At 57.9% G+C, this 24,689-nt stretch carries 23 protein-coding genes and 1 pseudogene; 17 read left to right on the forward strand and 7 right to left on the reverse strand.

The genetic code is table 11. From position 1 onward, the window contains the following. Positions 1–289 precede the first annotated feature (289 nt). The 3 genes from IB213_RS10240 (at position 290) to IB213_RS10250 (ending at position 3,418) form a co-directional block, all read left to right on the forward strand. Positions 290–1,981: a long-chain fatty acid--CoA ligase gene (locus tag IB213_RS10240; RefSeq protein WP_192406292.1), complete on the forward strand. Its 1,692-nt coding sequence runs from the start codon at positions 290–292 to the stop codon at positions 1,979–1,981. Positions 1,982–2,111: 130 nt separating this feature from the next. Continuing rightward, the gene (locus IB213_RS10245) at positions 2,112–2,882 is read left to right on the forward strand and encodes a 2OG-Fe dioxygenase family protein (RefSeq protein WP_191723995.1); all 771 of its coding nucleotides are present in this window, start codon (positions 2,112–2,114) and stop codon (positions 2,880–2,882) included. 98 nt (positions 2,883–2,980) lie between these two features. Further along, positions 2,981–3,418, forward strand: a complete 438-nt coding sequence (locus IB213_RS10250) for a universal stress protein (RefSeq protein ID WP_191723996.1) — start codon at positions 2,981–2,983, stop codon at positions 3,416–3,418. Between the two features lie 206 nt (positions 3,419–3,624). On the opposite strand, the gene IB213_RS10255 is transcribed toward IB213_RS10250, so the two are convergent. Both IB213_RS10255 and IB213_RS10260 read right to left on the reverse strand, forming a co-directional pair. Continuing rightward, positions 3,625–4,218, reverse strand: coding sequence for an energy-coupling factor transporter transmembrane protein EcfT (locus IB213_RS10255; protein WP_192406293.1), 594 nt, complete (start codon positions 4,216–4,218; stop codon positions 3,625–3,627). Between the two features lie 3 nt (positions 4,219–4,221). Continuing rightward, on the reverse strand, positions 4,222–4,962 hold the full coding sequence (locus IB213_RS10260; RefSeq protein WP_192406294.1) for an energy-coupling factor ABC transporter ATP-binding protein: 741 nt from the start codon (positions 4,960–4,962) through the stop codon (positions 4,222–4,224). 139 nt (positions 4,963–5,101) lie between these two features. On the opposite strand from IB213_RS10260, the gene IB213_RS10265 reads away from it, so the two are divergent. Then, positions 5,102–5,653 carry an NADPH-dependent FMN reductase gene (locus IB213_RS10265; RefSeq protein ID WP_192406295.1) on the forward strand — a complete coding sequence of 184 codons (552 nt, stop codon included), beginning with the start codon at positions 5,102–5,104 and terminating at the stop codon, positions 5,651–5,653. A gap of 118 nt (positions 5,654–5,771) precedes the next feature. Here IB213_RS10265 and IB213_RS10270 read toward each other — a convergent pair whose 3' ends face one another. Beyond that, a complete protein-coding gene (locus tag IB213_RS10270) occupies positions 5,772–6,140 on the reverse strand; it encodes a hypothetical protein (protein ID WP_191724000.1) in 369 nt (122 codons plus the stop codon). Between the two features lie 349 nt (positions 6,141–6,489). On the opposite strand from IB213_RS10270, the gene IB213_RS10275 reads away from it, so the two are divergent. The 9 genes from IB213_RS10275 (at position 6,490) to IB213_RS10315 (ending at position 15,338) form a co-directional block, all read left to right on the forward strand. Next, positions 6,490–7,476 carry a TRAP transporter substrate-binding protein gene (locus IB213_RS10275; RefSeq protein WP_191724001.1) on the forward strand — a complete coding sequence of 329 codons (987 nt, stop codon included), beginning with the start codon at positions 6,490–6,492 and terminating at the stop codon, positions 7,474–7,476. Between the two features lie 218 nt (positions 7,477–7,694). After that, the gene (locus IB213_RS10280) at positions 7,695–8,210 is read left to right on the forward strand and encodes a TRAP transporter small permease (protein WP_192406296.1); all 516 of its coding nucleotides are present in this window, start codon (positions 7,695–7,697) and stop codon (positions 8,208–8,210) included. 33 nt (positions 8,211–8,243) lie between these two features. Beyond that, the gene (locus IB213_RS10285; RefSeq protein ID WP_191724003.1) at positions 8,244–9,527 is read left to right on the forward strand and encodes a TRAP transporter large permease; all 1,284 of its coding nucleotides are present in this window, start codon (positions 8,244–8,246) and stop codon (positions 9,525–9,527) included. Between the two features lie 584 nt (positions 9,528–10,111). Further along, positions 10,112–10,909, forward strand: coding sequence for a hypothetical protein (locus IB213_RS10290; protein WP_192406298.1), 798 nt, complete (start codon positions 10,112–10,114; stop codon positions 10,907–10,909). A 12-nt stretch (positions 10,910–10,921) separates the two neighbouring features. Beyond that, positions 10,922–11,977, forward strand: coding sequence for a PAS domain-containing protein (locus tag IB213_RS10295; protein WP_192406300.1), 1,056 nt, complete (start codon positions 10,922–10,924; stop codon positions 11,975–11,977). Positions 11,978–12,472: 495 nt separating this feature from the next. Continuing rightward, the gene (locus IB213_RS10300) at positions 12,473–12,736 is read left to right on the forward strand and encodes a hypothetical protein (RefSeq protein WP_192406301.1); all 264 of its coding nucleotides are present in this window, start codon (positions 12,473–12,475) and stop codon (positions 12,734–12,736) included. A gap of 220 nt (positions 12,737–12,956) precedes the next feature. Next, the gene (locus IB213_RS10305; protein WP_225561066.1) at positions 12,957–13,376 is read left to right on the forward strand and encodes a disulfide bond formation protein B; all 420 of its coding nucleotides are present in this window, start codon (positions 12,957–12,959) and stop codon (positions 13,374–13,376) included. Beyond that, entirely contained in the window at positions 13,373–14,041 is a 669-nt protein-coding gene (locus IB213_RS10310) for a thioredoxin domain-containing protein (RefSeq protein ID WP_192406302.1), read from the forward strand. The genes IB213_RS10305 and IB213_RS10310 overlap by 4 nt, the downstream gene beginning before the upstream one ends. A 64-nt stretch (positions 14,042–14,105) precedes the next feature. Then, complete coding sequence (locus tag IB213_RS10315; protein ID WP_192406303.1) at positions 14,106–15,338, forward strand: murein L,D-transpeptidase family protein; 1,233 nt, start codon at positions 14,106–14,108, stop codon at positions 15,336–15,338. Between the two features lie 157 nt (positions 15,339–15,495). Here the strand turns inward: IB213_RS10315 and IB213_RS10320 are convergent, their stop codons facing one another. Further along, positions 15,496–16,707, reverse strand: a complete 1,212-nt coding sequence (locus tag IB213_RS10320; RefSeq protein WP_192406305.1) for a CaiB/BaiF CoA-transferase family protein — start codon at positions 16,705–16,707, stop codon at positions 15,496–15,498. 114 nt (positions 16,708–16,821) lie between these two features. Between IB213_RS10320 and IB213_RS10325 the strand changes: the two genes are divergently transcribed. The 3 genes from IB213_RS10325 to IB213_RS10335 are packed head-to-tail and all read left to right on the forward strand — an operon-like array spanning position 16,822 to position 19,945. Next, positions 16,822–17,667 (forward strand): IclR family transcriptional regulator, encoded by an 846-nt coding sequence (locus IB213_RS10325; RefSeq protein WP_192406307.1) that lies wholly within the window; start codon positions 16,822–16,824, stop codon positions 17,665–17,667. A 30-nt stretch (positions 17,668–17,697) separates the two neighbouring features. Next, positions 17,698–18,690: a tripartite tricarboxylate transporter substrate binding protein gene (locus IB213_RS10330; protein WP_192406310.1), complete on the forward strand. Its 993-nt coding sequence runs from the start codon at positions 17,698–17,700 to the stop codon at positions 18,688–18,690. Between the two features lie 22 nt (positions 18,691–18,712). Continuing rightward, positions 18,713–19,945, forward strand: coding sequence for an acyl-CoA dehydrogenase family protein (locus IB213_RS10335; RefSeq protein ID WP_192406314.1), 1,233 nt, complete (start codon positions 18,713–18,715; stop codon positions 19,943–19,945). An 820-nt stretch (positions 19,946–20,765) separates the two neighbouring features. Here IB213_RS10335 and IB213_RS10340 read toward each other — a convergent pair. Then, a pseudogene (locus tag IB213_RS10340) lies at positions 20,766–21,068 on the reverse strand (helix-turn-helix domain-containing protein); the annotation flags it as partial. 406 nt (positions 21,069–21,474) lie between these two features. Here IB213_RS10340 and IB213_RS10345 point away from each other — a divergent pair. After that, positions 21,475–21,885 carry a VOC family protein gene (locus IB213_RS10345; protein ID WP_191724009.1) on the forward strand — a complete coding sequence of 137 codons (411 nt, stop codon included), beginning with the start codon at positions 21,475–21,477 and terminating at the stop codon, positions 21,883–21,885. A 208-nt stretch (positions 21,886–22,093) separates the two neighbouring features. Here the strand turns inward: IB213_RS10345 and IB213_RS10350 are convergent, their stop codons facing one another. Together IB213_RS10350 and IB213_RS10355 are read right to left on the reverse strand one after the other, a co-directional pair. Further along, positions 22,094–23,542: an aldehyde dehydrogenase family protein gene (locus IB213_RS10350; RefSeq protein ID WP_192406317.1), complete on the reverse strand. Its 1,449-nt coding sequence runs from the start codon at positions 23,540–23,542 to the stop codon at positions 22,094–22,096. 32 nt (positions 23,543–23,574) lie between these two features. After that, entirely contained in the window at positions 23,575–24,675 is a 1,101-nt protein-coding gene (locus IB213_RS10355; RefSeq protein WP_191724011.1) for an SMP-30/gluconolactonase/LRE family protein, read from the reverse strand. Between the last annotated feature and the right edge of the window lie 14 nt (positions 24,676–24,689).

Raw genomic sequence — 24,689 nt, forward strand, 5'->3', positions numbered from 1 at the left:
AATTTCAGGTGTGCGTGTTTCTCGGTCATGCCAGCGCACGACCGTCTGTCACCAAGGCGTATGCAGCGCTCATATTTAGATAGCTGATGCCATAAGGCGGGTAAGAGCACGAGGCAAAAAGATGATGTTCTGTAGCGCTTTTGGGTAATTGTTTGATTTGGTAGTTCCGCACAGCGAAACATTCTGACCGGGTCGCGCAAGTGACCGCTCGTGGGGTGCTTCCCGAATGTCAGACTCCGCCAGAGGCGATAGTTTCAAGGCATTCGCAACCTGAGATGGAACTGCTGTTATGCGCCCGCACTTTAATCATTGGCCACGCCGTGTTCCCCATGCATTGACCTTGCTGGATACGTCCCTGTGGGACAACCTGGCCACCAGTGCCCGACGTTATCCCGCTAAAGCAGCGCTGCAGTTTTTTGGCAGCTCGATCACCTATCGAGAACTGGCAGATGGTGCCGAGCGGCTGGCCGCACACCTGCATGCAGCAGGCGTGCGCAAGGGCGATCGTGTCATGTTGCTCATGCAAAACCTGCCGCAGCTGGTGATGGCGCACTTTGCCATCCTGCGTGCCAATGCTGTCGTGGTGCCTGTCAATCCGATGAATCTGGCGCAGGAGCTGGAGCACTACATCACCGATGGCAGCATCAAGCTGGCCTTCACCACTGCCGATCTGGCAGACGAGCTGGTCAAGGCCAGCAATGCCTTGCCCGCAGGCCAAGGCTTGCAGCAGATGGTGGTGACGCAGCTGGGTGAATACCTGCCGCCACAGGCGCAGCGCGAGCCGATTCCAGATGTCTGGCAGGCATGGCTGACGACAGAGCGTGCGGTGCCCGTGCTCAACGGCGGCGAGGTGGTGCTGTGGAAACAGGCCTTGGCCTGCTCTGCCCCGGCGCCTGCGCTGGACGTCGGGCCGCAGGACATGAGTGTGCTGCCCTACACCAGCGGCACGACTGGCTTGCCCAAGGGCTGTGTGCACACGCATTCGAGCATCATGTTCAACACGGTGGCCTCTGCCGTATGGGGCAGTGGGTGCAGTGAGAACGTCACGCTGGCCGTCATCCCCATGTTCCACATCACAGGCATGGTGTCCATGATGCATTCGAGCATCTACGTAGGCGCCACCATGGTGCTGATGCCGCGCTGGGACCGTGAGCTGGCCGGGCGCCTGATCTCGCAATACAAGGTGACGAACTGGACCAACATTCCCACCATGGTGATTGACCTGTTTGCCAGCCCTAAATTCAAGCAGTTTGACCTGAGCAGCCTGACCTATATCGGCGGTGGCGGTGCGGCCATGCCGCAGGCGGTGGCTCAGCGATTGTTTGAAGAATACGGGCTGCGCTATCAGGAAGGCTACGGCCTGACCGAAACTGCGGCACCCTCGCACAACAACCCGCCAGAGAAGGCCAAGCAGCAGTGTCTGGGCGTTCCCTTCATTGGCACAGACAGCCGGGTGATCGATCCCGACACTCTGCAAGAAGTGCCTGTTGGTGAGCAGGGTGAAATCATGGTGTGCGGCCCCCAGGTGTTTTCAGGCTACTGGCGCAACGAAGCTGCCACCCGCGCTGCCTTTGTTCAGATCGATGGCAAGCGTTTTTTCCGCACCGGTGATCTGGGGCGCATGGATGAAGAGGGCTACTTCTTTATCACCGACCGCCTCAAGCGCATGATCAATGCCAGCGGTTTCAAGGTCTGGCCTGCCGAGGTGGAAGTGCTCATGTTCCGCCATCCGGCGATTCAGGAAGCCTGCGTGATCTCGGCCAAAGATGCTTACCGTGGCGAGACAGTCAAAGCGGTGGTGGTACTGCGCCAGGATTACAAGGGCAAGGTATCAGAGGAAGACATTACCGCATGGTGCAGAGACAACATGGCCGCCTACAAAGTGCCGCGACTGGTCACTTTTGTAGACGCACTGCCAAAGAGCGGCAGCGGCAAGGTGATGTGGCGCCTGCTGCAAGAGGCCCAGACCGCCCCTGCATGAGACACAGCTTGAATGAACCGGCACCTGCATCAGGTGCCGGTATTTTTTGGGTAATGTGGCTAGCAGATTCAGTAATTTGAGGCTGAAAACCTGCGCGCAGTCACTGGCTGGGAGTAAGCTTGCATACCTTATGGCCCATGTGACTTTTCCTCCCCCATACCATTCTCCCAACCGCGTGACTGAGCAGCTGCGCGATCACGGTTATGTCGTGCTGCAGCCTGCAGATACCGCCGCCTGGCTGGAATGTGATCTGGCAGCCCTGCTGGCGCTGACCCCCGACTGGGAATCACTGCCGCCAGACGAATTCCTCAAGGATGGGGGGCGCTATCGCTTTCGCCGCCACGCCAGTTTTGAGGTGGTGGGTGACACGGTCACGCAAGTGGCGCACCGTGCGCACTGGCAGCCTGTCAAGTACAACGCCTTGCACGGTGGCATGGAGCGCTGGTTTGCACCCATGCATGCATCCACCACGCAACAAGCCGTGTGGACGCAGCTGGTTGCCCGGTTGGCGCATCTTTCGCAGCAACTGTGTGGCAAGGCGATGGACACCCCCTGTTTTGTTGAGGCGCACCAGTTTCGGATTGATACTGCCGATGGCATTGGCCGCCCCACGCCCGAAGGCGCGCACCGCGATGGTGTGGACTTGGTGGCTGTGTTTTTGGTAGGGCGACGTGGCGTCAAAGGCGGGGAGACCCGCGTGTTTGAGGCCCAGGGCCCCAGCGGCCTGCGCTTTACCCTGACTGAGCCTTGGTCACTGATGCTGCTCGATGACGCGCGCATGATTCATGAGTCCACGCCCATCCAGCCGCTGGGAGATGCCGAGCACGGTGCGCGTGATACCTTGGTCATTACTTGCCGTGGCCAAGGATTTCAGGGAGATGAAGGCAAGAAATCTGGCTGATTTGACACGTGTCAAGGTGGGCGGTGTACTACGGGTGCAGACTGCATCTGTAGGCTGGTTCAAAGCCAGCCGCTGTTTTACATAAAGAGGAGTTATTCATGTTCAAGCACATTCTGGTTCCTGTCGATGGTTCGGAAACCTCGTTGAAAGCTGTCTCCAGGGCCGCAGAGCTGGCCAAGGCTTTTGGCAGCGAAGTTACTGCGGTCTATGTGCTCGACCCCTATCCTTTTACGGGCGTTGGCGCTGATTTTGCCTACGGTCAGGCCCAGTACCTGAGCGCAGCAACTGCAGAAGCCAACAAGGCACTGGAAGATGTAAACAAGGCCATGGCCGATACCGGCGTGGCCGTCAAGACACTGGTGGGCGAAGGCCACGCCGTACACGAAGGCATTGCCCGCGTGAGCGAAAACGTGGGTGCTGACCTGATCGTGATGGGCTCGCACGGCCGCCGTGGTCTGGAAAAGCTGGTGCTGGGCAGCGTGGCACAGCGCGTGCTGCAGACCACCCGCATCCCCGTGCTGGTAGTGCGCGACTAAGTCATTCGCGCCGTCCCTGTCAAAAACGCTGCCACTGGCAGCGTTTTTTTATGCACGAAAGCCGTCAAGTGCTTGCACGCTCAAAGCGGTGAATGCCACCCGCAGCATCGCTGATGCGCGGCCAAGATCAGCCGTAAAGCCGCAGGCAGTACAGATATGCACGACAACTACAGACAGCGGCGTATCAGCGGTGGTGCTGGTGGCGCTTACTGCCCCAGGCGGGCAAACAAGGCATCGCCCACACGCTTGGCCGTCTGCAGCATCTGGATGCTCAGTGGTGCCAGCAGCCGAAAGCCGCCAGCTTTGCCCGTGCGCAGGCGGTAGGCATCGTCCAGACGCTTCCACTGCACAAAGAAGTGTTCAATGAAACGCAGCATCAAAGCCAGCTGCAGTGCAAAACGCTGTGATGGAAAGCCCAGCCTGGACAGCGGCTCCAGCAGCGTTTCCAGCAACTGCAAAATCTGGCTAGGGTGTGTCGTGACTGTCAGCGCCACCCCCAGCGTAGAGGCGCAGGCCAGACGCAGTGAACTGATGGCTGCCAGTTCGTAATTGCCCATGAATGCGTGGAAAACGGCAATCAGCAACGCTGCAATCAGCACCGAGACAATCAGCCGACGTGCCACACGCGTGGCTGGGCCCAGGCTGAGCCACAGCAGCAGGCATGCCAGGGCGCAGACCCCCATGATGGTGGGCGACTGCAAAAGAAACAGCAGCGTGCCCAGCACCGCCATCAGCGCCAGCTTGATCGCCGGGCTGACGCGGTGCAGCCACGTGATGTGTTCGCTGTAAAGGCTGCCCATGGCTTAGCTGTCCATGGCTGCAACGCGTGCGCGCACGCTGGCTTCGTAGGCGGCGCAGACGGTGCTGCCTGCGCCGTCTGCCAGTACACGGCCTTGCTCCAGCCAGATCACGCGCGAAAAGTTGCGCACATGCTCCAGCAAATGGGTGGAGACAATGACCTGCTGCGCAGTCTGTGCAATGTCCCGCGCCAGGCGGGCCTGACCGGGAAGATCAAGGCTGGCAAAAGGCTCGTCCAGCAGCAGGCTGCGCGGGCCCGCCAGCAGCAGCGCCAGCCAGCACACATGCTGGCGCTGGCCCTGGCTGAGGCTGGTGACAGCCCGGTCAGCCCAGTCCTGCAAGCCTCGGTTTTGCAGAAATTGCAGCGCCTGCGCCTTGGCTTCTTTCTTTTTCAGCCCTTGGGGCTGCAGCCCCAGTGCCAGCTCCTCCACCACGGTGGGGAAGATGATCTGGTCGTCGGGGTTTTGAAACATCATGCCCACCCAGCGTGCGCGCTGGGCGCCTGCGGCGTGCAAATCTTGACCCCGGCTCAGTACCTGCCCGCTGTCGGGCACTTCCAGGCCGCACAGCAAGCGCAGCAAGCTGGTTTTGCCTGCGCCGTTATCGCCAATCAGGCCAATGCGCGGCTCGTGCAGTTGCAGGCTCAGCCCATCAAAAACCTGCGTGCGCCCGCGCTGCAGGCGCACTTGCTGCAGCGCCAAAGCGGCTGCGGTGGAGGAATCAGTGACGACAGTGTGGGAATTCATTCAAGGGTTCAACGGCGCAAAACAGGCCGCATTGTGCCTGATGGAGGGTGCACGGCCTGTGCGTGTAGGTGGGTGCCCACGCTGAACATCGGGGTCAGGTTCCATAATCACTGGCATCCCTAACCATGGAGTGATTGTTATGAGCCAATACCAAGTTGCCATCATTGTGGGCAGTCTGCGCAAAGCGTCCTTCAACCGCCAGCTGGCACAGGCGATTGCCAAGATGGCACCTGCAGGCTGGACGTTCACCAGCGTGGATATCAGCCAGCTGCCGCTGTACAACCAGGATGCCGATGGCCAGGAGGTGGCGGTGGTCAAGCAGTTTCGCGATGCCGTGCGCAGTGTTGATGCCGTGCTGTTCGTCACGCCCGAGTACAACCGCTCCATTCCGGGGGTACTCAAAAATGCGGTGGACCAGGGCTCACGCCCTTATGGCCAGAGTGTGTGGGATGGCAAGCCTGCGGCGGTGATTGGCATGTCGGTCGGGGCGATTGGTACGGCTTTGGCGCAGCAGCATCTGCGCAACATACTGGCTTATCTGAACATGCCCACTCTGGGTCAGCCTGAAATGTTCCTGCAGGCCAAAGACGGCTTTTTCAACGCCGACGGCAGCATTGGCGAAAACAGCAATGCCTACGTACAAAAGTTTGTAGACCAGTTTGCAGCTTGGGTGCTGCAACACAAGAAATAATCCAAGGATTATTAAAAACAAGAGCTGCCAGCGCTTGTCAGTGCTAGGTTTCAGATATAAATGATGCTGAAACCTTTAGCTGGTAAGCGTTGGCAGCTCTTTTATTTGATTGCTTTGCTTAAAGCCCCTTGGCTTGATCGATGGCTTTCACAATGGTTTTGCCGGTAGCCTGTACGCCGGGCTTGTCAAAACCCGAGCCTGGGGTCACAGCAGGGTGGCCCAGCAGGTACTTGCGGGTTTCCTGCGCTTCGCTGACTGCAGGCGGTTTTTCGGCAGCTCGGGCGGCGGCATTGCTGCGGGTGTATTGCTGGTAGGCGTCATACACATCAGCTTGCTGGCTCAGTGCTGACTGGTCAATGCGCTGCTGCTGCATCCAGTAGCCACCCACAATCAGCACGCCCACCAGTACCACCACCGTGCCAGCCAGCCAGGAAACGAGTGTGGAGTCGTTATTTTTTTGAACGGGGAGTGGTTTGCGTACAGCCATGCATCTCTTTCGTATCAACCTGCTAATGCAACAATTGTAGAGGTCAAGACACAATGTGTAACGGTTTGCCGCAGTAGCAGACAGGGGCTTGATCAGGGTGAATACGCAGCCTTCGTTTTTGGGTATGTGAGTACAAACCCTTATATGCACCCAATGGCGCTTCTTGCCTGTTTAAGTACCTGTTTTCATTCGTCTTTATGGGTACTGCCGGCTGGGTATTGCCCAATATGGGTGAGGGCCAAAGTTTTTACAATCGTTGCTAGATTCACAAATCTAGAGCTTTGCCGTTGCGTGCCACCTGCATGCACGAGCCAAAGCCTTTCTATTTTTAGACAACGAGGGACATTCCATGGTCATGATTCGCCGTACTTTTATCGCCGCGTGCACCACGGCTGCTGTGGCTATGGCTGCGGGCAGCGCGGTTGCTGCCCCCAAAGAAGTCAAGCTGGGCTATGCGCTGGCGATCAACTCGCACTACGGCGCTGCAGCCAAGGCATGGTCTGAATCGGTTGAAAAGGGCACCAACGGTGCGTTTGCCGTCAAGCAGTTTCCTTCCAGCGCCCTGGGCGGTGAGCGTGAGCTGATCGAAGGTCTGCAACTGGGTACGGTAGAAGCGGCCATCGTCTCTACCGGCGCGCTGAGCAACTTTGTAGGCGATGTGGGCATCGTCGATATTCCGTTCCTGTTCCGTGACACGGCCCATGCGCGTGCGGTGCTGGATGGCAAGTTCGGTCAGGACCTGCTGGGCAAATTCAAGCAGCGCGGTCTGGTTGCACTGGCCTGGGGCGAGCAGGGCTTTCGCCACCTGACCAACAACAAGGTGGCCGTCAAGAGCGTGGCCGACCTCAAGGGCCTGAAGATTCGCGTGACCGAGAACCCCGTGCACATCACGGCTTTTCGCACGCTGGGTGCATCGCCCACCCCCATGTCATGGCCTGAAGTGATCAGCGCCTTGCAGCAAGGCACGATCGACGGTCAGGAAAACCCCATTTCCGTGCTCACTTCCTCCAAGCTGTGGGAAGTACAAAAGCACCTGACCTTGACTGCCCACGTGTACGCACCTGTGGTGCTGATCGTGTCGCCCACTTTCTGGGGCGGCCTCAATGACGCTCAAAAGGCAGCCTTTACCGAAGGCGCCAAGGCGGGTGCAGTAGCCTCGCGCGCCTTTGTCGATGATGTGGAAACCAAGGGCGTGGCCCTGGCCAAGAGCCACGGCATGCAAGTGGTCGAGAAAGTCGACGCTGCAGCCTTTCGCACGGCCTTGGAGCCTGCTTACAAGCAGTACGCCAAGAAGTTCGGTCAACCCGCACTGGACGCTATTGCCAACGTGAAGTAAGGAAGCGCGGCTTCCGTTGTACCGCTCTGTGTGGTGCAAAGCCTGCGTGCGCTGTAGATAGCCCGCAGGCTTTTGCCGTTTGGAGCGCATGATTGTCCGCCGCGCATCGCAAGCCTGTGCATGGAGCTTTTTCCATGTGCAGGAAGGGATCGACTTTTTAAAGAAAGCGTTGTGCAGTGCATGCCATTGAATGCATGCGGGCTGTACACCGACGACCTATGCTCGACTGCATTGAACGGTGGCTGGTAGCCATCAACCGCTGGATATTGATTGTGTTGCTGCTGGCCATGGCCTGCATCATTTTCTCGAACGTGGTGCTGCGCTACACCACGGGTGACTCCATCTTCTGGGCTGAAGAGGTCTCGCGGCACATGATGATCTGGGTGACCTTTCTGGGCGCGGGTCTGGTCCTGCGCACCGGTGGGCACGTCGCCATCGACAACTTGCACACCGCGGTAGGCACCAGGGCAGCACGCATGCTGCGGGGCTTGGTGGCGGTGGGTATTGCGCTGTTTTGCGTGTTCATGGCGGTGGCCTCTAGTGACTATGTCTGGCGCACGCGTTTTCAGACAACGGCGGCCACGGACATTCCTATTTCCTTCATCTATGCCGCCATGCCTGTGGGCTTTGTGCTGGTGCTGGTGCATTTGGCCTTTATTGCACGCCGTTATGTGGTGCAAGGCCAGTACGTTGCTGAAGAAGAGATGGACGGCGATGCCGCCTCATCGATCTAGGCCATGTTTGTGATTGTTGAGGACTGAAATCCCATGGCTGTGACTTTGTTTGTATCTATCCTGGTGTTGATGACACTGGGATTTCCCGTGGCCTTTGCGCTGGCCATCTCGGCAGCACTGGCCGTGTTTGTTGGTGGCCGCTACCCGCAGCTGGTGGTGTTCAAGGAGATGTTCACTGGCATTGACAGCTTTCCGCTGATGGCTGTGCCGTTTTTCATCTTTGCTGCCGAGCTGATGTCCGGGGGCGCACTCACCAAGGTGCTGCTGCGCTTTGCGGCGCAGTTCGTGGGCCACCTGCGCGGTGGTCTGGGTTATGCCAACGTGCTGTCTTCGGTGCTGTTTGCTGGCGTGTCAGGCTCTGCACTGGCAGATGCGGCAGGCCCCGGTGCCATGATGACCAAGATGATGGAAAAGGCCGGCTACGACCGCCCCTATGCAGCCGCCTTGACGGCCAATAGCGCCATCATCGGCCCCATCATTCCGCCTTCTATCAGCATGATCATCTACACCCTGCAAGATGAAAGTGTCTCGGTGGGTGGCCTGTTCATGGCGGGTGTCATTCCCGGTGTGGTCATCGCTGTGGCCATGGCTGCTGTGAACTGGTGGGTGTGCAAAAAACGCAATTACCGCTCGACAGAGGCGCGCCCCAGTACGCGCGAAATCATCATCAACAGCCTCAAAGCCATTCCCGCCTTGATGCTGGTGGTGCTGATCATTGTCGGTATCCGCTTTGGCATCTTTACGCCCACTGAAGCATCGGTGGTGGCTGTGTTCTATGCCTTTGCCTGCGGAAAGTGGGTATATCGCACGCTGCACTGGAGCGCAGTGCCTGCTATTGCAGCGCGCTCTGCGCTGCTGACCGCTTCAGTGTTGTTTGTGATGGCTGCCTCTGCAGCCTTTGCCTGGGTGCTGACGGTGGAGGGCATTCCGCAATATCTGTCTGAGCTGATCATCAGCTGGCATTTGACGCCCGTAATGTTCCTGCTGGCCGTCAATATTTTGCTGCTGGCCTTCGGCATTTTCATGGAGCCCTTGCCGGGGATCATGATCCTGGTCCCCATCTTGGCACCTATCTCTGCGGCGCTGGGGATCGATCCGCTGCACTTTGCCATGATCGTGATTGTGAATCTGACCATGGGTATGGTGACGCCGCCTGTGGGGGGCCTGCTCTTCGTCACGGCTGTGGCTACGCGCACGCCCATCGCTGCACTCACGCGCGAGCTGCCCATCTTCATCGTGGCGCAGCTGATCGTGCTGGCGATTCTGACTTTTGTGCCAACCTTGTCGACGGCCTTGCCGCACGCCTTGGGTTTTTAGGCAGTGAGTCGACCCGCAAAAGAGCCCCAGCAGGGGCTCTTTTTTTGTTCAACTTCAGCGTGAGTAACGAGGGCTCTGCCGTGGCGTGATCGTATGCTTAGCTGCTTCGATGTACCACTGACTACCACTGGCTATCTCCGGCAGCAGGCCTGCACCATGGGCCCGCACCGCCCATTCAAGCCGTGTGTTTGGGCAAGAGGGCAACGCTCCGAGCGTTCTGGCGCCAAGTCAATGACCTGTAATTGGCAGCAGCCATAGTGGGGCAGCTTGCTGCATTGTTTTCTTCTTCTGGCTGCCATGGGTGGCATGGATACGGTGCAGGTCAGGGCAGCCTTGCCTCAAAAATCGATTTGCGCAACAACCGTGCATAAATACGAAAAATACCTGAAAGCAGTGATGGTGCCCCCATCCTCGGCTGTGTAGCATCTGTTTGCGTTTATTCCGTTTTAGGTACATATGCCGTCAATGAAGAACGGCCTTGCTTTGCTTTTGTGGCAATAGTGCAAGCAAGACATGGGACGGCGGCAGTTTGAGGGGTTAGTCAGTCATCCGTCATCAGATGAACTAATTTGGAGCTTTCGATAATGACAAAAGAGTATTTTGACGCGCCGCTTTTCATCAAAGAGGGAGCCGTAAACGATGTCAATCTTGTGGAGACACCGTTTTTCTACAACAACAATGGGTGCCCAACCTATGTGAAGGCGCTGCCCCCGTATGTTGAACCCCTGGAGCCAGCAAGCAGCGACCCCTACATTCCCATCGGCAGGGAGTACGAGGTCATTGATGCGAAGACGGAGACACCAGATCCAGAGCACGGAGAGCAAACCAAACTGACGCTGGTTGCCAACGAGGTGGTGTACGAACCCATGTGGGTTACCAGCAGCGTAGCTGCTGCATTCGGTATCACGCTGGTGCAAAAAGGGCAGGGCATTCGCGTCAGCAGCCCAGAGGACAAGCTCAAGCAAATTGACTATGAGTACGGCATGTTTGCAGGCCACAGGTCTCCCTATCAGGGCACGGGATACCGCTTGCTGGGCATGGTCTGTACCGATCTGGAGTGCCACGATTTCCCCCATGTATTCGCTTCGATCGACCCGGAACTGCCGCTGGTAATTTCGGTAGCACGCTATTGGCCCAGGTTCAAGAAAATCTTTCTGGCAGACCTGTGGGTGCCATCCGGCAGTGCCCTTTACATTCCCCCCCGATCCAGGGCCAAGGGACAAGAGTTCGTACACTTGCACGGCAACCGCAATTCTGCGCTTGCCTGCTGGCGGGGCATTGAGCGCTCCAGCATCCAGACGCAAACCTTGCTTCAGGTAGATGGTGGTTATTTCCATTGGTTCTGGAATGAACTGCCTACGATCCATCCTCTCTTGAAGTAACCACAACGAAACATGCTCGATACGCTTACGCGCTTGCGCACACTTGAACCAAATACAGACAACGGCCTGTACCAGACGTTGCTGGAGTCAACGCTGGCGATTCCATTTCGGATTGACTGGTCAAGCAAGAAATACACCTACGTAGGGCCGCAGATCGAACCCTTGCTGGGGTGGAGTCTGGAGAGCTGGCAGACGGTGGACGACTGGGTAGCGCGTATTCATCCCGATGACCGCGAGCGCACAGTCACGCGCTGTGTGGAGCTGTCCATTGCGGGTGTTGACCATGAGGCTGAGTACCGGGCGCTGACCAGTGACAACAGCTTCATCTGGGTCAGAGAAGTGGTTCACGTTTTGAGCGATGAGCATGGCCAGACCTCGGCCCTGATCGGTTTCACTTTTGACATCAGCAAGCAAAAGAAGAGCGAGCAGATGCTGGAGGCGCAAAAGCTCTCCAACGTGCGCCTGCAAGAGCGCCTGAACCTGACCCACGATCTGCATGACGGCCTGGGTGGCGCGCTGGTACACATGATTGCCTTGGTAGAGCAGGGCAATGAGGTGCTGGCTAAACCCCAGGTGCTGTCCATGCTCAAGCTCATCCGCAATGACCTGCGGCTGACCATTGACACCAATACGTCGACACAGGTTCGTGTCCCCGAGTCGCTTCAAGATTGGGTGGCACCATTGCGCCACCGGTTCAATAACCTGTTCGATGTGCTGGGCATCACCTGCCACTGGCAATTTGCACAGAACTGGCGCACCCCCCCTAACGCCTACCAGTATCTGGCCATGTCGCGCCTGATCGAAGAGGCACTCACCAACGTCATCAAGCACAGCAAGGCGCGCCAGGTGCGCCTGTGCCTCGTACAGCCCGAGCCGGATGCACTGGTCCTTGAGATTGAAGATGACGGCATTGGCTTCGATGTGCCTGCAGTCAAAGCCTCGGGCCTGGGCATTGGCATGCATTCCATGGCCGTGCGCATCGCCCGTGTGGGTGGTGTGCTGAACATCGACTCTCGGCCCGGCTGCACGTTGCTGACAGTGCGGCTGGCGCTGAGCCAGCCCAGCTAGGCAGCCGCTCAAGCGGATGCCGCTCGGCGGGCATCAGGCTGAAAGCCAAAGACCGCTGTAAGCAAGTCTGCTCAAACAAGCCAACCGAACGCATTAGCTGCTTGCAGGACCGCGCCAGGCATCAATGCTGGCGTGGTCGATATGGTGCTGTCGCTCTTTTTAGCCGGGGGCGGCGAGCACCATCCACGGCAGGGCTGACTTTGGGCTTGCGCTGCTTTGGTGCGGACTTGTGACGCTCGCACGGGTTACCCCTGCCATTGGGGAGCTGCTGGCAGGGCGGTCGGTCTGGGCCATGGCAATCGGCATTCGATGCCTGTTGCTCAGATAATTTTCCATTCAACGCCATGGCATGACAGCGCTGTTTGAAGGCCAGAATCGGCACCGTACAATTGCGCTTCCATGCGCACTTACCTGTTTGCTCTTTTGCTGCTCTTATGCTTGCCACTGCAGTGGCCGGGCGCAATTGCGGCAGCCACTGCAACAGCTGTACCGTGCTTGCTTGAGCATTGCCAGCCCCAGCCGTTCAGTCTTTCACTCCCCGGTGAGCCAGCCGCCTCTGCCGCACAGCACACTGATGAGATCCATGCGCAGCACCACACGCACTGTGTCAGCTGCCACAGCGGTGCGCTGGCATTGCTGAGCACCATCTGCTTTTGCGCAGACACCCCCAGCACCTCCATACAGACTGCGCTGCACGCATGGGTGCAAGCGCTGCTGGTCAGCCGGCCTGAACGGCCACAGTGGAGCACCCTGGCCTGACCAGGGTTCAGCCTGCTATCCGGCGCGCTAACGTCGACTGTTAGCACTGATCCCTGTGAATCGCCCCAGCTTTTGCAGCTGGAGGATTTTCATGTTCCAGGGATACGCTCATGTTTTCTTTACTCCGGCAGGTGCTTGCCTGCCTCGCATTGCCTGTGCTCGGCGCACTCATGCAAGCCCTGATGCTGTCGCTCTCAACCACTGAACATGGGGGGCGCCAATGAACCGCCACTGGACACTGTTGATGCTTGCATGGCTGCTGGCCACTGCGGCAACTTTGGGGGCCATGTTCTTAGGCGAAGTCATGGGGATGACGCCTTGCGTGCTGTGCTGGTACCAGCGCATCTTCATGTTTCCCATCGCCATCGTGCTGGGCATTGCCGCCTATCTCAATGACCGACAAGGTGCGATTTATGCCCTATGGCTTGCTCTGGGCGGACTGTGCCTTGCCGCGTATCACACGCTGCTGGTGGCGGGCTGGATACCCAGAACATGGACACCTTGCGGCAGCGGCGTTTCATGTGCCAATCAGCGGCTCGATCTGTTTAACGGCGCAGTTCAGATCCCCTGGCTTTCGCTTGCCGCATTCACCGTACTTGTACTTCTTCTCTTTACTTATCTAAGAAAGACCGCCCGATGAACCGCAGAAAATTCGCTGTATCCCTGCTTGCACTGCTCATTCTTGCCTTGTTTGGTCTGGGCATCTGGTCGTACCAGCAAAGCGTACAGAAAGCGCAGACACAAGCTGCTGAGCAGCAAGCCGACCGCCTGGTACGTCCGCATGCTCCAGCGTTTGGTCCTGCGTCAGCGCCAGTGACCATCGTTGAGTTCTTTGACCCTGCCTGCGAAACTTGCCGCGCCTTCTACCCCATCGTCAAAGACATTCTCCGGCAGTACCCGCAAGAAGTGCGTCTGGTCATTCGTTACGCGCCTTTTCACGCTGGCTCCGATCAGGTGATTCAGATGCTTGAAACGGCCAGGCTTCAAGATAAATACCAGCCAGTGCTCGAAGCCTTGCTGGCCAGCCAGCCGCAGTGGGCCGACCACGGTCAGCCCCGCATTGATCTGGCTGAGCAACAAGCACAGCGTGCGGGCTTGAATATTGAGAAAGCCAAACTGGACGCGCAGCGCGCTGACGTGCAGGCGGTGCTCAAGCTCGATGTTGAAGACCTCGTGGCACTCCAAATCACCAAAACGCCCAGCTTTTTTGTCAATGGCCGGGCTCTGCCAAGTTTTGGTGAAGCCCAGTTGCGGGATCTGGTGGCCGACGCGGTCGCACAAGCAAGAGCGATGCCGGGGAAGTGATTTGAGGCCACACGACATCTCAGCAACTCCTTGTGAGAACGCTCTGCCAAATCGTCGAAAGTTCTTGGCTCAGGCACTGCTGGCTGGCGCAGGCCTTGGCTTGCCGCTTCGGCAGGTCAACGCTGGCGCTTCAGATGCATCCTTTGCTGGCGCATTACTCAGTGGTGTGCAGCGCGATTCGCCCGAGGCACGGTTGATTGGCATCTATCGTGCTATTGCTGCGGGAGACTCTGCCTCGCTGGATCTGGCCCATGCACTTGTCCGTGACATGCCTCGCTTTCAATTGGGGCAGCTGGTATATGGTGACCTGCTGCTGACGCGCAGTGGAAAATTGAATGGTTTTTCCTCCGCAGCAGACATCACGCCGACCCACGGCAAATCACTGCAGCTGCTGCATGAAGAAGCATGGCGTCGCTTGCAATGGCTGCGTGAAACACCAGAGCCCGGCTTAATTCCGCGGCAACTTGTGCGCCTTGCCTCCAACGTGCGCCACCTCATCGCTGTGGATGCCAGCCACTCACGCGTCTATGTGTTCATGAACACAAGTGCCGGGCTTGAACTCATCCGCAGCTTCTACGCATCCATTGGCCAAGGTGGTTTTGACAAACAGGTTGAAGGCGATCTGCGTACCCCTCTTGGGGTCTACTTCATAACCAGCCGTCTGGAAGAAATACAGCTGCAGGAGATCTATGGCATCGGGGCACTGCCCCTGAACTATCCCAATGAGCATGACCGGCGCTTAGGCCGTACTGGCAGTGGAATCTGGTTACATGGCGTACCTCGGACAGGCTATGCGCGCAGCCCTTACTCAACCGAAGGCTGCGTCGCCCTTGCCAACGACGATATGGCCTACCTGATGCATACGCTGCAATTGCGGCGCACGCCTGTCATCATTGCTAATGAATTGCATTGGGTACACCCCGATGAGCAAGCCACCGAGCGCAATGCGTTGGACGCGGTTCTTTCTACCTGGCGTCAAGCGCACGCACGTGGCGATATTGACACCTTAAGCGCACTGCAGACGCCTGACTACAACGCACGCACAACACAGCCAGCGCCGCGCCAAGCGTCGGCCACGACCGCAGCTCAGGCGGGCATTAAAGAGGTCCGTGCACAGGCTCAGGTACAGGCACAGTGGCGCAATGTCTCCGTCTTTCGCTGGAAGCACCAAGGCGATGTGGCAATCGTCAACTACACGACTGTGTCTGCATCCTCCCGGGCGCGCAGCATTGACCGGCGCCAATACTGGTCTCAGGACAATGGGCACTGGCGCTTGTTTTTTGATGGAATGGTCTGAAATAACCAAACTTACAGCGCCCGCACCATCCGTAGGAGGTTCCTTCGGGCCTTTGGGTTTGCGCGTGATGATCTGCCAGGGCGTGACATCGAAAAGCCACCGCCCACAAGATGCGGAAAAGATACCCATTGCGCCCGCCTATCCGGGTCTGATCTGGCTAGATCACTCCAAGAGCCTGAAGTTGGTCAAACCGCTGGGCTGAGACCCCGATGCTGGCGTAAACCTCCTTGTTGTGCTGACCGGGTGCCGGTCCTGTCGTGGGTGCATCCAGCATTTGTCCAGCGACACGCGGAACAATGCACGGCCCGGGAACACTGCCGTACTCAGGATCAGGCATGCGCACGACTGCGCCACGAGCCTTGAAGTGAGGGTCCTGCAAGATATCCACAATAGAGTTGGTCTTGCTAAACGGAATCTGGGCCGCTTCCAGCGCTTGCACCACATCCTCGATCTCGTGCTGACCAAACCAGTCAGCAATGATCTGATCCAGCTCCGCTATGTGCTTGACTCGCGCTGGATTGGTGCTGAACCGGGTGTCTTGCGCTAAGTCTGGCCGCCCGATAGCTGCGCAAAGCCGTGCAAAGATGGGGTTCGATGAAGCAACGAGGGAGAGGCTGCGGCCATCACGCGTGCGGTACATGTTCGACGGTGCGGTATAGCTTGCACAGTTGCCCTCCGGCCCGCGCACATAGTTCATCTGCTCGTATTCGACCGCCAGCGGGTCGAGCAGCCTGAACAAGGCTTCAGTAGCCGACAGATCAACTTCCGTGCCGGTCATCGTGTGGTTGCCGCGCAAGCGGGCAACCTCCATCGCAATAGAGAAAGCGCAAAACAAGCCTGCAACATAGTCCCCAATCGGGTAATTGCTGTGCAGTGGGGTACCGCCTTTTTCGCCTGTCAGATTCGTGAAGCCACTCATGGCCTCAAAGATGCGGGCATATCCGGGCCTTTGTGAATACGGGCCTGTCTGCCCGAAACCTGTAAGGCGAACCACGATAAGCCGAGGATTGCGGGCGCGCAACGTTTGAATGCTGAGTCCCCATTTGTCCAGAGTGCCTGTGCGGAAGTTTTCTACCAGCACGTCAAAGCTGCAAATCAGCTCCAGAAACAGCTCCCGACCCTCTGGCTTGCGCACATCCAGAGTGATGCCCTTTTTGCCTCGATTGGCCACTTTCCACCACAGAGGTGATCCGTCTTTGACCGGCTGAAGCCCGCGCAGGGCATCACTGCCGTCGGGCAGCTCCAGCTTAACGACCTCTGCACCATGGTCTGCACACAAGGTAGCGCCCACAGGCGCGGCCAGCACGGTTGCCATGTCCAGGATGCGCACTCCCTGCAGGGCGCCGTTGAAGTTTTGCGTAGTTTCCATTGGAGGCTTTGTGATCTGGATGAAGTCACCAGTATCCAGACGGCACCAGTTGGGGGCAATATTTGTTTCGATATGCGAAACACTTCATTGACGACAAACCGCAGGTGACCAACCATGACCGCAGATTTATCCAAGCAACGCAAAGTGTCCTCCATCACTCTTCCAGGGCTCATCAACCCCCACGATCTGGCCTTAGACCGCCAATTTGCCATGACCTTGGCGCGCGGTCTGGAGGTCTTGCGTGCCTTCACCGCCACCAACCCGGTGCTGAGCAACCGCGAAATTGCAGACCGTACGGGTCTGCCTAAGCCGACAGTGTCCCGCCTGAGCTACACCCTGGGACTGCTGGGCTATATCTCTAAAGACGCGGACACTCAAAAATACCGTCTCGCCTCAGGTGTACTGGCTCTGGGCCATCCACTGCTGGCCAGCATGAAGACCCGCCAGCTGGCCAAGCCGCTCATGGCCCATATCGCCCGGCAGACTGGCTGCACGGTCAATCTGGGTTTACGAGACCGCACCGACATCGTCTATGTGGATTCGGTACGCGCCGACGGACGCAACGAGTATCTGCCCGATATCGGCTCCACCTATCCGCTGCTGGTCAGCTCCATGGGCCATGTGCTGATCCATGGCCTTGCACGCACCCAGAAAGTGGCGCTGCTGAACTACCTGAAAGTGCAGGACAGCGAACTGTTCTCCCAGTACAGCAAGGGTCTCGAGGAGGACGAAAAACGATTCAACGAGCAAGGCTACTGCCTGTCCTCAGGTGCCTGGGACCGTGAGCTGTATGCGATTGCCGTGCCATTGAAGGGTGCACCGGGTGAACCGCCTCTATCCATGAACGGCACGCTGTACGCCCACAGAAATGCAAGGCACAAGCTCGTCAGCGAGGTTTTGCCCTTGCTCAAGCAAACCGCTTACGAGATCGAGACCTCATACGGACTGCACCCTGGCTAGCAAGATTAAAACCACCAAAGGAGACAAGACATGAACGAATCGAGAAGGTCCATGGTCACGATTGCCGCAGCGCTGCTTGCTGGTGGTGCCCTCAAGCCGACGGGGGCATGGGCGCAGGGCGCATATCCGGCAAAGGCGATTCGCATCATCGTGCCTTACCCCGCAGGTGGTGTGGTGGACTCCATTGCCCGGGTGGTGGGTGAGCGTATGGGCAGGCAGTATGGCCAGCCCGTGGTGATCGAAAACCGTGCGGGCGCTGGCGGTGCCATTGGCACTGACTTTGTGGCCAAGTCTCCACCTGACGGATACACGCTGCTGATGGTTTCGCCCTCGCATGCTGTGATGCCGTTTTTCCAGAAAAACACCACCTGGGATCCCGTCAGGGATTTCCAGGGGATTGCAGGTTTTGGTGCCATTCCCAATGTAATTGTGGTGCACCCCGGCGTGAAGGCCAAAACCCTGCCAGAACTCATCCGTCTGGCCAAGAAGGATGCTGGCAGCATCACTTACGCCAGCTCGGGGCTGGGCACATCCTCGCACCTGACGGGCGAGCTTTTGAACCAGCTGGCTCATGTACAGCTCACGCATGTGCCCTACAAAGGCCAGCCAGAGGCCATGACGGACCTGCTTTCCGGCCGCGTCGACATGATGCCCATGTCCACTTCGCTGGCTCTGCCGCATATCAAGGCCGGAAAGCTGCGGGCACTGGCTGTCACGACAGGTTATCGCTCCTCAGCGTTGCCTGAAGTACCCACCGTGGCCGAGGCGGCAGACCTGCCTGGCTATCAGGTCGGTACTTGGCTGGCTTTGCTGGCCCCAGCCAGAGTCCCAAAGGCCATTGTCAGCAAGCTGTCCACGGACGTGACTGACGCCATTCAGCTGGCCGAAGTCCAGAGCAAGTTCAAGGATCTGGCGCTGGAGGGGGTGCCCCAGTCTGGAGCCGCCTTTGATGCATTCCTCAAACAAGAAGTCTCGGTATGGGCCGACGTCATCAAACGCGCTGGTATTCAGGCCAGCAGCTAAAAACCATCGATAGGAGCAAGGGATGAATCAGATCAACACGGTGAGCCGGCTTTTTGGCGAGCATTTTTTGCATGACTTGGATCCGCAGGAATTGCAGATGCTGCACAAGGTGCGAGGCTTGGTAGTGAGCCATATCGGCCCCAACGCCCATAAAGTGGCACAGAAAGACGAATTTGCATGGGATACCTTTAGGCTGCTCGCCAATGAGGGGGTAATCGGCAGTGCCTTTCCTGTGCAATACGGTGGCACGGATGCCCGGCAGGTGCTGCGCATACGCATTATTGAAGAGCTGGGGCGTGTGTGCAGCGCTTCGGCTTCGCTGATTACGGGGGCTGATCTGTCATGTCGGGCCATCGTCGCGGGTGCCAGCCCCAGCATGAAGGAACAGTTGCTGCCGGGCCTGCGCTCGGGCCAGTTGCAGGCCGCCTTTGCACTCACCGAACCCGAGGCTGGCTCGGATGTGCGTGGCTTGAAAACCATGATTCACCAGGAAGGCGAGCACTTTGTCGTCAATGGCAGAAAGAAATTCATCACCCGCGGCACTACGGCTGACTGGTTCATGGTCGTAGGCCGCCTGGAGGCGGATACCTCTCGTTTTGTTGCGGTGCTGGTGCCTCGCGATGCTGCGGGCTTTACCATCAGCCCCGTAGTAGACAAGATGGGCTGGTATGGCGTGCCCATCTCTTCTTTGGAGTTCAGGCACGTCCGCGTGCCCGCTGCCAATCTGCTCGGCCAGATCGGCGACGGCTTCGAGCTGGCACAGGATGCGCTTCTGCGTGCACGCTTGGGCCATGCGGCCATGGCTTTGGGTCGCGCCATAGGAGCGGTGGAAATTGCTGCCACCTATATGAACGAGCGCACCCTGTTTGGCAAAACGCTGGGTGCCCACCAGGGTGCGCAGTGGATGCTCTCGGACATGGTGTCGCAGATCGAGGCCGCGCGTGCCTTACTGTTCGTGACGGCCCAGAAGTACGATCGTGGGGATGACGATGTGTCTATCTATGCCTCCATGGCCAAGCAGCAGGCCACCGACCTGTGTATGAAAGTTGTGACCGATTCCTTGCAGCTCACAGGTGGTCGAGGCTATATGAAAGACTTTCCCCTGGAGCGCTTTTTCAGGGATGCCAAACTCAACCAGATTGGCGAAGGCTCCAGCGAAGTCCACAAGACTGTCATCGGTCGCGATGTGGTCCGCCGCAGCAGCAGTGCACAGCGCAACCCCAGCTTGCGTGAGGGCTCTTTGGTTGATGACTAGCAAGAAGGTGTCCATGCGCCTTGATAACGCGCTTCTTGCCTGTTTGCTGGACAATGACTGCGTTTTGCCTCAAGCCAGTCATTGATAGCTTGAATGTTCTGGTGTCCAGGACAACACATGCGTGCAAATGATGCGCTCAATCCGCCTCCCCGGCATTTGAAGGCAGCAGCGGCTTTACCGTAACCGGCGCACCTCTGGCGCACAACACGGCGCTGCTGAGCCTGCAGGCTGAAATGGAACTGAGCTGAGCTGAGCTGTCGCGCTGGAGCTGGGCTACCAGGGCGAATACGGCAGCGGCAGGGGAAGAACGACGCTGGGGTTGGGTGTGGCACTGGGGGAGAGCGTGCGCACGTGGCGATATTGACACCTTAAGCGCACTGCAGACGCCTGACTACAACGCACGCACAACACAGCCAGCGCCGCGCCAAGCGTCGGCCACGGCCGCAGCTCAGACGGGCATTAAAGAGGTCCGTGCACAGGCACAGGCACAGGCACAGGCACAGGCACAGGCACAGTGGCGCAATGTCTCCGTCTTTCGCTGGAAGCACCAAGGCGATGTGGCAATCGTCAACTACACGACCGTGTCTGCATCCTCCCGGGCGCGCAGCATTGACCGGCGCCAATACTGGTCTCAGGACAATGGGCACTGGCGCATGTTTTTGATGGAATGGTCTGAAATAACCAAACTTACAGCGCCCGCACTATCCATAGGTGGTTTCTCCGGGCCTTCGCTGCGTATGGGCCACACCTTCACACGCCAGCAGTGCCAGTACATGCTCTCTCAGAACCTGGTGCAGCATGGCAACGCAGCTGAGCTGCATCTCCCAAGCTCTCGACTGATGGTCGATGCAGCCTGTTTTAGTTGCTTGGCAACGCAGCGAATGGATTCGCCTGCTGCCAGTGCTCTGGAGATTTCTTCACGCTCGGCCATCGACAAGACCAAGCGAGAGCGATATCTATCCGGCGGCCTAATGCCGCCTGTATCACTCAGTATGTTCTGAATGGATGTGTGTGGATGGTCAAACAGCTTGCCGATCTCATGCAGGGTATCGCCAGCTTTCCAGCGGTCCCACATTAATGCCTTCTGGCCTGCTGTGTAGTAGATCCGTGGTCTTTGCTTCACGCAAACACTCTTTTTGCAAGTGGCGGGCATTGTGTTGCATTGATCAGTTGAATCCACCGCCGATCTGCGACAGTCGAGAATCGATCCAAAACATGCTTTCATCTTCGGTGTTCGCCATGGGCCTCGTGGATGAGCTGCAACTAAATTTCGTGCCTACTCTTTTGGTCGTTTGAGATGGATGCAGTTTGTTGGGTAATTGTCAGATTTCACCTTTTAGGTGTTCATTCATTGAATCCTTCTGGTAGTCGCGACACAGACCGAAGCCACAAGCGTACTGTCAGCCGGCTGATGCTGAGAGCGTTACCTTTATCGGGCTCACATCCACCATGCAGAGTCTGGGCAAGCTGTTGACGCCTCTCGCCAACGACCTGAGAATGCCTCACAGCACAGACCTTGAAAGTCTCAAATGCCCAAACAAATTTTCGTCAACCTGCCCGTCGCAGATCTGCACAAGGCCAGGTCTTTCTATGAGGCAATCGGCGCTGTCAACAACCCGCAATTTAGCGATGACACCGTCGCCTGCATGGTCGTCTCCGACACCATCTACGTGATGCTGCTCACCCATCCGAGGTGGGCCACGTTTACCCCAAAGCCTATCGTCGACGCCCATGCTGCAAGCGAAGTCATGCTCTGCCTAAGCGCCGAAGATCGTGCGGCCGTCGACGCCATGGTTGAGACTGCATCGGCTCACGGCGGCAAAGCGGACGTCAACCCTGTGCAAGACCACGGCTTCATGTATGGCCGCAGCTTCGAGGACGTGGATGGTCACATCTGGGAAATCATGTTCATGGACATGAGCCAGATGCCCCAGGGCTGACACCTGTCACAGCTGCATCCACGCACGCCAGAGAACCAGATGTCTTTGTAAGAGGCGACATCTGTGGTTGCATCCACTGCGGGCTAACGCGCGATGCAGAGGGTGTGTACCACCAGCACTCCTCAGCCGTGCTTTGCGCTTCGCCATGTAGCGCAGTACATAAAAAAACCGGGCACAAGGCCCGGTCAAAAGAGAAGTTCCTTGTCGTTTAAGCCAAGGTGTAGGCTGTCTTGACCGTGGTGTAGAACTCTTGCGCATAGCGGCCTTGCTCGCGGGGGCCGTAGCTCGAACCTTTGCGGCCACCAAATGGAACGTGGTAGTCCACGCCTGCGGTGGGCAGATTCACCATCACCATGCCTGCTTGGCTGTGGCGCTTGAAGTGGGTGGCGTATTTGAGGCTGGTGGTAGCAATGCCTGCAGACAGGCCAAATTCTGTGTCATTGGCCACCAACAAAGCTTCTTCATAGTCACGCACGCGGATCACGCTGGCCACAGGGCCAAACACTTCTTCGCGGTTGATGCGCATGCCTGCTGTGGAGTCCACCAGCAGCGCGGGCTGCATGTAAAAACCTTCCTTGCCGCTGCCGGTGTGGCAGGCCACGCGGCCACCACCTGCTGCCAGCACCGCACCTTCGGCCTTGGCGATTTCCACGTAGCTCAAGTCTTGTTCCAGCTGGGTTTGGCTGACCACAGGGCCGATGTCGGTGCCCGCAGCGCGCGCATCACCCACCTTGATTTTGGCCATGCGCGCTTGCAGTGCTTCGATGAACGCGGGATAAATTTTGTCGGTCACGATCAGGCGGCTGGATGCCGTGCAACGCTGACCGGTGGAGTAAAAGCAGCTTTGCGCCGACAGCTCAACCGCCTGGGTCAGGTCGGCATCATCGAGCACCACTTGTGGGTTTTTACCACCCATCTCCAGTTGGACTTTTTTGCCATTTTGCGCACAGGCTGCGGCAATGCCACGGCCCACGCCTACCGAGCCGGTGAAGCTGATGGCCGCAATGCCAGGGTGCTGTACCAAGGCCTCACCAATCACGCGGCCAGGGCCCATCACCAGGTTAAAGACACCGGCGGGAATACCGCTGCGGTGAATGATGTCAGCCAGCGCCCAAGCGCTGCCGGGTACCAGATCGGCAGGTTTCAACACCACGCAATTGCCAAACGCCAAAGCGGGGGCAATCTTCCAGGCAGGGATGGCGATGGGGAAGTTCCACGGTGTAATCAAACCGACCACGCCGATGGGTTCGCGCGTGATTTCAACACCGATGCCGGGACGCACAGAAGGCAGGGTCTCGCCGGACAGGCGCAGACATTCGCCCGCAAAGAACTTGAATATCTGCCCTGCGCGGGCCACTTCACCAATACCTTCAGCGCGGGTCTTGCCTTCTTCACGCGCCAGCAGATCGCCCAACTCTTCTTTGCGTGCCAGAATTTCAGTGCCGATTTTGTCCAGTGCATCGGAGCGTGCCTGAATGCCCGATGTGCTCCAGGCCGGGAAGGCCGCCGCGGCTGCAGCGACGGCGGTGTCCACGTCTGCAGCATTGCCTTGGGCGTACTCACCGATCACGTCGGACAGGTCGCTGGGATTGATGTTGGGAGCAGCGGTCTGGCCTGCAGTCCATTGGCCGTTGATGAGGTTGTTATGTTGTTGCATAGCTGGAATTTCTTGATTGAGAGTGATGTGTTTCACACGGAGCCATGTGCTTCGACGTAAAGCGCATAGAGAGAATGGCTACTGGCCATGTAGAGCCGGTTGAGTTTGGGGCCGCCAAAAGTCAGATTGGCACAGCGTTCTGGCAAGCGAATGAAACCAATGGGCTTGCCTTGTGCATTGAAGACCTTGACGCCATCCATCTCTTCGGATCGACCTAACGGCAAGTGAGCTTTCATGCCACCGCCAATGTCGGAGGCTTCCAGGGCAACCGCGCCAGAATAGCCCCAGCCGCACCACAGATTGCCATCGCGATCCACGCAAAAACCATCCAGCGCGCCTGGGCCGTCTGCATCGATCAGCTTGACTTTGTTGGACAGCTGGCGTCCATCTGGGGATACGTCGTAGCTCCAGATGCTGCGGTTGGGCGTGCCTTTCCACTCAACCACAAAGAGCTTTTTCTCATCCGGCGAAAAGGCCAGACCGTTGGGGTTGACGATGTCTGTGACGACTGCGGTGATGCTGCCGTCCTTGTCGATACGGTAGACGTTTGTGCTTGCCTGTTCAGGGGAGGCACGAGAGCCTTCCCACTCCCCGTTGATGCCGAACAGCGGATCAGTAAACCAGATGCTGTCGTCCGACTTGACAACCACATCATTGGGCGCGTTCAGGCGTTTGCCTTCAAAGCGATCTGCCAAGACGGTGGTGCTGCCATTTTTTTCTGTGCGAACCACGCGGCGCGTAATGGAATGCTCGCAGGTCACCAGTCGGCCTTGGCGGTCACGGGTGTTGCCATTCGCGTAGTTCGCCCCTTCCTTGTGTACCAGGAAGCGTCCCGTTTTTTCCTCGTAACGCATCAGACGGTTGTTGGGGATGTCTGAAAGAATCAGGATGTCTGTTTCAGGGAAGTAAGCAGGCCCTTCTGCCCAGCGCATCCCCGTGCCGAGTTGTTCGACGGTACTGCTGTAAATACGGTATTTGGCAAAACTTGGATCCAGTAGGTAGACAGCCGGATCGGGGTAGCGTTGATTCGGTCTGAAGTCGAAGGATTGCGCCCCCGCTGCTGCACCCAGTGCGCTCAATGCAGAAACGCCGGCACCTTCAAGCAAGCGACGGCGGCTGATGGTCTGGTTCATAGCTGATTTCCTGT

Source organism: Comamonas sp. CMM02 (assembly GCF_014851485.1).
Taxonomy (GTDB): domain Bacteria; phylum Pseudomonadota; class Gammaproteobacteria; order Burkholderiales; family Burkholderiaceae_C; genus Comamonas; species Comamonas avium.